This window comes from Streptomyces sp. NPDC127038, from assembly GCF_042725875.1.
Taxonomy (GTDB): Bacteria; Actinomycetota; Actinomycetes; order Streptomycetales; family Streptomycetaceae; genus Streptomyces.
Map to the genome: position 1 here is coordinate 45,232 of NZ_JBHXDQ010000068.1, position 9,322 is coordinate 54,553.

Genomic DNA, 9,322 nt, shown 5'->3' on the forward strand with positions numbered 1-9,322 from the left:
ACGGAGGCAAAAGCCGCGCCGCGTCGCGTCGGACCGGGCGGCGGGCCCGCATCATGAAGCCATGAGACAGCGAGTGGTGCGCGTGGCCCTTACCACCGCACTGGTCGCCGTGGTCCTCCTCGCCACTCCCCTGGCACTGGTGATCCGGTCGTCGCTCTACACGGCGCAGCGGGACGCACTGGAGCGAGCGGCACTGGCGGGCGCGGTGCACGTGAGCCCCGACTACGCCACCGGCGACCCCGTCGAACTGCCCTCTCCCCCGCGCGGCGGACGTCTGGGCCTGTACGACCCGCGGGCCCGGCTGCGCGCGGGCGACGGTCCGGCGGCCGGTGACACCGCGGTCCGGCGGGCGCTGGACGGGAAGCCGGTCCGGAGCGGGGAGGACGGGCAGATCGTCGTCACCGTGCCGGTCTCGCACGCCGAGCGGGTGATCGGCGTGGTCCGGGCGTCCTCGCCTGCCGGCGCGGTGCAGCGCCGAGTCCTGGCGGCTTGGGGCGTGCTGCTGGGCGTGGCCCTGGTGGCGGTCTGTGTCGCGGTCCTCGTCGCCCGTCGTCAGGCGCGGGTGCTGGCAGCCCCGCTGGAAGACCTGTCACGCCACTGCGAGGCCGTCGCCGAGGGCGATCTGTCCCGGCGGGCCGAAGGGAGCAGCATCCCCGAGATCGACCGGGTCGCCCGCACCCACAACGAGATGCTCGACAGTCTGTCCGAACTGCTGCGTCAAGAACGCGATTTCACGGGCAACGCCTCCCATCAGCTGCGTACCCCGCTCGCGGGGCTGCAACTCGCCCTGGAGGCGGGGCTCGACCAGGACGACACGAGAGCTCTGCGGCCGGTCGTGTCCGAGGCCCTGGCCACGACCCAGCGTCTGCACCGGACGGTGGAGGAGCTGCTGCGTCTGTCCCGCCCGCACGGCTGGGCCCTCTCGGCCGCGACCCGCGTTCCGGCGCACCAGGTGGTCCGGGAGACGGCCGAACGGTGGCACGGGCTCCTGGCGCGGGAGGGCAGACGCCTGGTGAGTTCGGCCGATGACGTGCCCACGGATGTACGTGTGCCCGGCGGGCCCGTCTCCGAGGTGCTCGGCATCCTCCTCGACAACGCCAGGGTCCACGGGCGCGGCACGGTCCGGATCGGCACGCGCGATCTGGGAAGTGCCCTCGCCTTCGACGTGGCCGACGAGGGAAGCATCGACGGGGATCCCGCGAGGGTGTTCGACCGCGGACACTCGGGCGGGGGCTCCGGGACCGGCATCGGGCTGGCGCTCGCCCGTGACCTGGCCGTCTCGTTCGGCGGACGGCTCTCGGTGACCCGGGCGGATCCGGCCACGTTCGTGCTCCTCGTCCCCATCGGCCAGGACACCGAGGGCGGCCGGACCCGCCGGGGCGAACAGGGCGGCGAGGTCGGCGGGAAGCGGCAGGACGGGCATGAGGAGCAAGACCGGCAGTACTACGGGAACGGACGGGACGGCGACGGCAGCGATGGCCGGGACGGCGGGCAGGATCCCGCCCGCTAGAGGCCGTCCCGCCCAGGAGTCCCGCCAGGTTCGGCCCCCGCTTCTTGATCATGGCCGAAAACCTCTGATAGGAACCTCTCCATCGAACCATCACAACTCATCCACGAGGACGACACGTGCACCTTCGCGCAGACCGCGTGATACCCGCCGGGGTGACCCGATGCGCCTGAGACGAACCCTCATCGCGGCCGCCGGCATCGGCCTGCTCGCGCCGTTCGCCGGAGCCGGCACCGCCGTCGCCGACGAGGCGGACTGGAAGGTCACCGCGACCGGCCCGACCACGGCGCTGGCCGCGGGCGGCACGTTCGGCGTCCACGCGGTCGTCGTCGACACCAGCACCGGCGCCCCCGTACCCGGCGCCACCGTCTCGGTGTTCGCGGAATGGGAGTCGGACAGCCCGCTGACCGGGACGACGGACGAGGCCGGCGCCGCCGACATCGCCTTCCCGCTGAAGAGCAACGCCCTTCTGGAGGTCGACGTCCTCGACGCGGACGGCGACTTCGTCACGTCCACCGAGATCCGGCCGGTCTTCATACCCCCCAAGCCGACGCTCACCCTGACCCCGGCCACCACCGCGCCGTACCAGGCGCAGTACGCCAAGCTGAAGGGCGTCAGCACCTATCAGCTGAACGGCGTGCTGCAGCGCCGACGGGTCGGCGGCACCACCTGGTCGACGGTCGACGGCACCGCGTACTACTACAAGCAGGCGCTCCTGTGGGCGCCTGCGACGGGCGACTACGAGTTCCGCCTCAGCACTATCGCGCAGCCCGACTACGGTCTCGCCGCGACCGTGAGCAACACGGTCCGGATCCACGTCGCCGGCACGGCACCGGCGTGGCTGACCACGCTGAACGCGCTCCGGGCGAAGGCCGGCGCCGGTCCCGTGGCCTGGGACGCGCAGGCGAACAAGGACGCGGCGCTGCACGCCCGCTACATGGCGGTCAACCACGTCATGTGCCACTGCGAGACCGCGGGCAAGCCCTACTACAGCGCCAAGGGCAACGACGTGGCCCAGGGTTCACTGATCGCCCTCCAGACCGGGGTTCCGGCGAAGACGGACCTCGCCAAGCTCAGCGTCGAGGGCCTGTCCACCGCCCCGTTCCACTCGATCGACCTGCTCAGCAAGCGCGAGGCCGTGGTCGGCATGGGCACCTACCGCTCCGGCGGTTACACCGCCGAGGACGTCTACCTGTACGGCAACCACGCGGCCGAGGCGATCCTGTACCGGAACAACCGTGTCCAGATGTTCCCGGGCAACGGGCAGGTGCTGCCCGCCTACGAGACCAACGGGCCCAACGAGACGCCCTCGCCGTACACGGCCTGCACCGGTTACGCGGCCGGGAAGTCCGGCACCCCCCTGTGGGTCACCGTCGGCGATCCGGGCTTCGAGGGCCTCGACAAGCGGCTGGTCGGCTACAAGCCCAAGCTCCGGAGTGTCACCCTCACCGAGAACGGCAAGAAGGTGCCGGTGTGTTCGTTCACTTCGGACACCTACCGCAACACCAATGCGGGCACCAAGGCACAGGTGAGGGACGAGCTGGACTTCTACAACGCGGCCGTGGTCGTCCCGGCCAAGCCGCTCAAGCGCGGGGCGAAGTACAGCGCGACCGTCGTCACCCAGAAGGAGACGATCCGCTGGTCCTTCTCCGTCGCCAAGTAGGACACGCGGCCGGCCGGCTCCCCTGAAACGCCTGTGAAAACTCTGTGGCAACGGTGTCAGCGGTGCCGTTTATGCTGCACGCAACGATCATGCGGGACCAGGGGAGGGCACGGCATGTGGGGCAAGCTTTTGGGCAGAAATGCGGGGCGGACGGCGGCGGATCCGTACGCGCTCCCGGTGCTGCGCAGAGGCAGGAACGGGATGCACACGCTGCGCACGCTCGGAGACGTGCGGGTGTGCGCGCTGGTCGGCGCGGCCGAGGACGGCGACTGGGAGGCGGTCAAGGCGGCGCTGGCCCCGTTCGATCCGGGCCGTGACCATCAGGTCCTCGCCGAACTGGGCGACTTGGACGGCGTGCAGAACTGGATCGGGAAGGCCGTCGAGGAGGACAAGGAGCACCGGGCGACGGCGCTCCTGATATCCGGAACGCGCCACGTCAAGTGGGGCTGGGAGGCGCGCACGACCGCCCGCGCGGTGGACGTCACGCAGGACCAGTGGCGCGTCTTCCACGAGCGACTCCTCATCGGGGAGGAGCAGTTGCTTGAGGCCGCCGAGCTGCGCCCGGAGTGGATCACCCCCTGGCGCCGGCTCATGACCTCCGCCCGTGGCATGTCGCTGTCCTCCGCCGTGAAGGAGACCCGGCTCGACGCGGCGCTGCGCCGCGACCCGCTGGACCTGGAGACCCACATCGAGTGGGTGTCGCAGTTGCAGCCCCGCTGGGGCGGCGAGCCCGGACAGGCGCTGACGTTCGCGCGCGAGGCAATCGGACGCGCCCCGCAGGGTCACCGTCTCGGCTGCGTGGTGGCCATGGCGCACATCGAGGACCGGGTCGAGTCGGAGCGCCGGGGATGCCTCGAAGACCCCGCGATCCAGGAGGAGTTGAGCAAGGCCGCCGAGCACAGCATCCTCCACCCCGCCTACGTACGACGGCCGGGCTGGCAGCACGACTTCAACCTCTTCGCCATGGCCCTGTCCCTGGCCGGGGAACGCCACACGGCCGGCCGCGTCTTCCAGGAGCTCGACGGCGCCTACACCGGCTGGCCGTGGACCTACTTCGCCGATCCCGAGCAGCGATTCGCCCTCGGCCTCCGCCGCGTCTGAGCCCCCACCGATCCCGCCGCGCGCCCGAGCGCGCGCCGAGCCCGCCATCCGCGCCGAGCCCGCCATCCGCCTCCTCTCCCCTGTGGACTGCCCGATGACACTGCCCGACACCTCCGCGATCCCGGCCGGCGACGACCGCACCTTCCAGGTGGATCTGCGCGGCCTCGTCGACCTCCTCTCCCACCACCTCTACTCCAGCCCCCGCGTCTATCTGCGCGAACTCCTCCAGAACGCGGTGGACGCGCTGACCGCCCGGCACTCGCTCGAACCGGACACCCCGGCCGAGGTCTTCGGCATCCGGCTGTACGCCGACGGCTCGGAGGTTCGGGTCGAGGACGACGGAGTCGGTCTCACCGAGGCCGACGTGCACACCTTCCTCGCCACGATCGGGCGCAGCAGCAAGCGAGCCGAGAAGATCGCCGAGCAACGCGCCGACTTCATCGGCCAGTTCGGGATCGGTCTGCTGTCGTGCTTCCTGGTCGCCGACGAGATCCACGTCCTGAGCCGCTCCGCCCGCACGCCCGACGCTCCCACCGTGGAGTGGCGGGGACGCGGCGACGGCAGCTACACCGTCCGTACCCTGCCCGCGTCCGCCCGCCCCCGTCCCGGCACCACCGTCACCCTGACACCGCGCGCCGATGCCGGCGAGTGGACCCGGCCCCCGCAGGTCCATGCGCTGGCACGGCACTTCGGCTCCCTGCTGCGCCATCCGGTGACCTTCACGGACGGTACGGGCGGCACGGGAACGCCGGTCAACCCCGAGCCCGCGCCCTGGGCCGGCGCCCATCCCACTCCCGGTGCCCGTTCACGCGCCCTGGCCGCCTACGGCGAGCGGGTCTTCGGCTTCAAGCCGCTGGACACGATCGAGCTGGACCTGCCGGCCGTGGGCCTCAAGGGCATCGCCTGCGTCCTGCCCGAGACCGTGCCCGCCGGGCGCCGCCACGGACACCGCGTGCACGTCAAGGGCATGCTGCTGTCGGAGCAGGCCGAGGAGATCCTGCCCGAGTGGGCGTTCTTCGTCCGCTGTGTCGTGGACGCCGAGAGCCTGCGCCCGACGGCGTCCCGCGAGGCCCTGTACGAGGACGACACCCTCGCCGCCGTCCGGGACGCCCTGGCCGAGCGGCTGCGCGACTGGATCGCCCGGGCCGCCGCCAGCGACCCGGACCTGCTCGCCCGTTTCCTCCAGGCCCACCATCTGGCCGTCAAGTCGCTCGCGGTGCACGACGACGAGATCCTGCGGATGCTGCTGCCGTGGCTGCCGTTCGAGACCACCGACGGTCACGCGACGCTGGACGAGTTCGCGCGGACGCACCGGACCGTGCTCGTGACGTCGAGCGTGGAGGAGTTCCGGCAGGTCGCCGCGATCGCCTCCGCCGCGGGCCTCGGCGTCGTCAACGGCGGCTACACGTACGACCGTGAACTGGTCCACCGGCTCCCGGAGGTCAGGCCGGGGACGAGCGTCGCGGACCTCGACCCGGCGACGCTGACCGCCCACCTCGACCCCGTCGACCGGGAGACCGAACTGGCCGCGGCGGCCTATCTCGCCCAGGCCCGTGACGCCCTCGCCGTCTTCGACTGCGACGTCGCCCTGCGGACCTTCCAGCCCGCCTCCGCGCCCGCGCTCCTGGTCGACAGCCGCGAGGCACGGCACGAGCGCACCCGCTCCCAGCTCGCCCGTGAGCAGGAGGGCGGTGTGTGGGGAGACATCCTCGGCGCACTGCGGCAGGAGGCCCCGCGGGCCCAGCTGATCCTCAACCAGCTGAATCCGCTGGTCCGCACCGCCGTCACCATCACCGAGCCCGAGCTGGCCCGCACCAGTGCCGAAGCGCTCTACGGGCAGGCCGCGATGCTGTCCAGGCGCCCGCTCAGGCCCGCCGAGTCGAGCCTCATCAACCGCTCCTTCCTCGACCTCCTCGCCCACGCCCTCCGCAAGGACAGCTGACGATGCCGACCGCACCCCAGACCACCGACGAGCTGCTCAAGGCCCTCCAGGAGAACGACCGGCGCCCCTACGGCCGCACCCGCACCGTCACCGCCGAGGAACTCGTCGAGGCGGCCGAGCAGTTCGCGGAGCCCGTACCCCTGATCCAGGCCCTCCTCGAACTCCAGGAGGCGTACACCTACGGCTCCGAACCCCGGAAGTCGCCCGTCGTCTTCGCCCGTCTGCTCAACCTGTTCGACGAGCAGCCCGACGTCTTCGACGAGCGCCTGCGCCACACGCTGTTCTGGCGGTTCAAGTGGGTGGCCAACGCTCTGCTGGCGCTTCCCGAGATCCCGCTGGCCAGCCTGCGCCAGTGGCAGTCGGAGATGCGCGACCGCTACGAGAAGGCGGACCTCGGCCTCCAGCCGTACTACGGGCAGGCGTACCAACTCGCCGCACACATAGGTGAGGACACCGCCCTCGCCTTCGAACTGTGGGCGGGCCGCCCGCGCACCCGGCTCAGCGACTGCGAGGCCTGCGAGATCTGCGAGCGCGCCCTGTACCACCTCGGCGCGGGCGACGACGAGCGTGCCCTGCGCGTCTGGGAACCCGTCCTGGCCGGGAAGGACTCCTGCCAGGAGGAACCGGCCCGCTCCGTCTCGCACGCGCTGCTGCCGCTGCTGCGCTCGGGCGCCGTCGAGCGGGCCGTCGAGCTGCACCTCGCCGGATACCGCGCCTGCCGCCGCAACCCGTCGATGGCCGGGGAGGTCGGCCGTCACCTGGAGTTCTGCGCGCTGACCGGCAACGAGGCCCGCGGGCTCGAACTGCTCGCCGAGAACCGGGGGTTGTTCGAGGACGTCGACTCCCCCAGGGACACACTCGACTTCCTCACCGGCGTGGAGGTCCTGCTGCGGCGGGTGGAGCGGCTGGGTCACGGCGAACTGCCCGCCGTCGGCTACCCGGGCCGCACCTGGACGGTGGCCGGCCTGCGCGCCGAGGTCGCGGTCCGCGCCGACGACCTCGCCGCCCGCTTCGACGCCCGCAACGGAACCACCGCCCACGGCGACCGCCGCAGGGCCCGGATCGAGGCCGCCCCGCTCCTGGACACGCTGGAGCTGACCCTGCGCCCCCGCAGCCTCGACGACCTCGCCACGGCCCTCCCGGCCGCCGCGCCCGCCACCCGTACGACGGCCCGGGCACCCGAGTCGCTCACCGAACTGATCCTGCGGGCGCGGGCGTTGGACGACCAGGGACACCCCGAGGCACCGGCCCTCTGGGCCCGCCTCCGCGGATTGACCGCCGCCGACGACTACGCCCACCCCGACGACCCGGAGGTGGGCCCCCTCGTACTGCTCCGCGCGGACCTGCTGGACGAGGAGGCCAACAGGGCTGGCGACAAGGACGAGTTCGCGACCGCCGAGAGCCGGTACCAGGAGGCGGCGGGTCTCTACGACGACGCCGGGGCTCCCGGGCAGGCGGCGCTCGCCCGTGCCTGCGCTCTGCTCGCCGCCGCCGAGGGCGTCGACGACGGGGGCGTCGACGACGGGGCCGGGGCGAAGGCCGCCGCGCTGACCGCCGCGCACGCCTCCATGGTCGCCCTGCACGAGGAGACGCCCGGCCTCACGCCGGTCCACGAAGCCCGGCTGCTGCGCCTGCGGGCCACCGCTCTGGGTCTGCGCCTCCAGAGCTCGGGAAGCGAGGAGCACGCCGCGCCGGTCTTCCCCGAGGTGGACCTGCTGGTCGACTTCGCCACCCGGCACGGCATCGCCGGGCAGGTGTCGGGCGGGCTGCTGCTCCGCGCCGGAACGCACGCCCTGGCCGGCGACCTGCCGACCGCCGTGACCACGGTCGACGAGCTCGTGGGCCGGCTGCGGGAGGACGGCCCCGCCTGGCACCTGCCCCGGGCGCTCGGCCTGCGAGGGCGGCTCCAGATCGGTCTGCGGGACGCGGAGGCCGCGCACGCGAGCCTGAGCGAGGCGGTACGGCTGGCCGCCGACTGGCCGGCCCGGACCGTCGACACCAGCCGCCTCCAGGGTCACCTGGCCGAGGTCTGCATGCGGCTGGGCCGCCCCGAGGCGGCACTGCGCCATCTGACGCGCTCGGCTGAGCTGGACCTGCGCCACGGCAGCCGCACGGAGGCGTACTGCACGTACAGCAACGCGGCCCAGCTCAGCCTCGACCTCGGCCGGGTCGAGGACTGCATCGCCCTGCTCGACTCCCTGATGGCCGAACCGGACGTCGTGGCAGGAGAGTTGGACGACCGGCTGCTGGCCCAGCTGCGTCTGATCCGGGCCCGGGCACTGCACGCGGGCGAGGACCTCAAGGCCGCCACGGCGGAACTCGTCGCCCTCGCGGCCCAGTCGGCCGGCTGGGACGACGACCCGGGAAGCCATGCCATGATCGCCGCCGAGGCCGCCGTACTCCTGGGCGAGAGCGGCGAGTTCGGGCCCGCCCGTGAGGCCCTCGCCCAGGCGCTCGCCGCCCACGCGCGGGCACCGCGCCACGAACAGCTCAGCAACTGCCTGCGCGAACTCGCCCGTCTCCGGGCCCAGCAGAGCGGTGCGGAGGGTCTGGCGGACGCCCTGGCCTTCCTCGCCGACGCCGGCCGGATCGCCGACGAGGCCCGCGAGGCGGAGTACGAGGCACGGGGCCGCTCCCTGGACTCCGCCCTCGCCTACGAGTACGGGCGGGTGAACGCCTACGCCGGTGAGTACGAGGCCGCGCTGGCCGCGCTGGAGAAGGCCATCACGCTGCTCGGCGAGCCGGGACCGGAGGACGAGCGGGCCGGCGAGTGGGCCGAGTGCGTCCGTTTCGCGGGCGCCGTGGAGGGCGTCTACCTGGAGCGGGTCTCCCCCGCCCTCGCCCGCCTCGACGCGGCGACGGCCCTCCTGACCGCCGACGGCCACACCGCGGAGGCCGAGCCGCTCAACGCCCTGGCCTCACGCCTGCGCGACGAGGCCTGACACGACGGCGGAACCGGAGGGGCGGGATCGGGTTCCCGGGCCGAGGGCGGAGTGAACGGACCGCCCGCCCACAGGGCGCGGCGCCCTCACGGCGCCGAGCCTCCCCGTCGCCGTGGATCGCGGCGGGGCGGTGGGGTGCCACCAGGACCTGTCCGGCCAGGCGCGTC

The 9,322-nt window shown here is 72.9% G+C and carries 5 protein-coding genes; all 5 read left to right on the forward strand.

The window, feature by feature from the left end; translation table 11 throughout:
- Positions 1-61: 61 nt before the first annotated feature.
- The 5 genes from ACFWI4_RS33655 (at position 62) to ACFWI4_RS33675 (ending at position 9,155) form a co-directional block, all read left to right on the forward strand.
- Positions 62-1,510, forward strand: coding sequence for a histidine kinase dimerization/phospho-acceptor domain-containing protein (locus ACFWI4_RS33655; protein ID WP_387204130.1), 1,449 nt, complete (start codon positions 62-64; stop codon positions 1,508-1,510).
- A gap of 160 nt (positions 1,511-1,670) precedes the next feature.
- Complete coding sequence (locus ACFWI4_RS33660) at positions 1,671-3,170, forward strand: CAP domain-containing protein (RefSeq protein WP_387204133.1); 1,500 nt, start codon at positions 1,671-1,673, stop codon at positions 3,168-3,170.
- Positions 3,171-3,284: 114 nt separating this feature from the next.
- A complete protein-coding gene (locus ACFWI4_RS33665; RefSeq protein ID WP_387204136.1) occupies positions 3,285-4,271 on the forward strand; it encodes a hypothetical protein in 987 nt (328 codons plus the stop codon).
- A 94-nt stretch (positions 4,272-4,365) separates the two neighbouring features.
- Positions 4,366-6,213, forward strand: coding sequence for an HSP90 family protein (locus ACFWI4_RS33670; RefSeq protein ID WP_387204139.1), 1,848 nt, complete (start codon positions 4,366-4,368; stop codon positions 6,211-6,213).
- A gap of 2 nt (positions 6,214-6,215) precedes the next feature.
- Positions 6,216-9,155, forward strand: coding sequence for a hypothetical protein (locus tag ACFWI4_RS33675; RefSeq protein ID WP_387204142.1), 2,940 nt, complete (start codon positions 6,216-6,218; stop codon positions 9,153-9,155).
- Positions 9,156-9,322 lie beyond the last annotated feature (167 nt).

Excerpts from the sequence above, each read along its gene's own strand:
- ACFWI4_RS33675 (WP_387204142.1), top strand. The coding sequence starts at position 6,216 with ATGCCGACCGCACCCCAGACCACCGACGAGCTGCTCAAGGCCCTCCAG.
- ACFWI4_RS33665 (WP_387204136.1), top strand. The coding sequence starts at position 3,285 with ATGTGGGGCAAGCTTTTGGGCAGAAATGCGGGGCGGACGGCGGCGGAT.
- ACFWI4_RS33670 (WP_387204139.1), top strand. The coding sequence starts at position 4,366 with ATGACACTGCCCGACACCTCCGCGATCCCGGCCGGCGACGACCGCACC.
- ACFWI4_RS33660 (WP_387204133.1), top strand. The coding sequence starts at position 1,671 with ATGCGCCTGAGACGAACCCTCATCGCGGCCGCCGGCATCGGCCTGCTC.
- ACFWI4_RS33655 (WP_387204130.1), top strand. The coding sequence starts at position 62 with ATGAGACAGCGAGTGGTGCGCGTGGCCCTTACCACCGCACTGGTCGCC.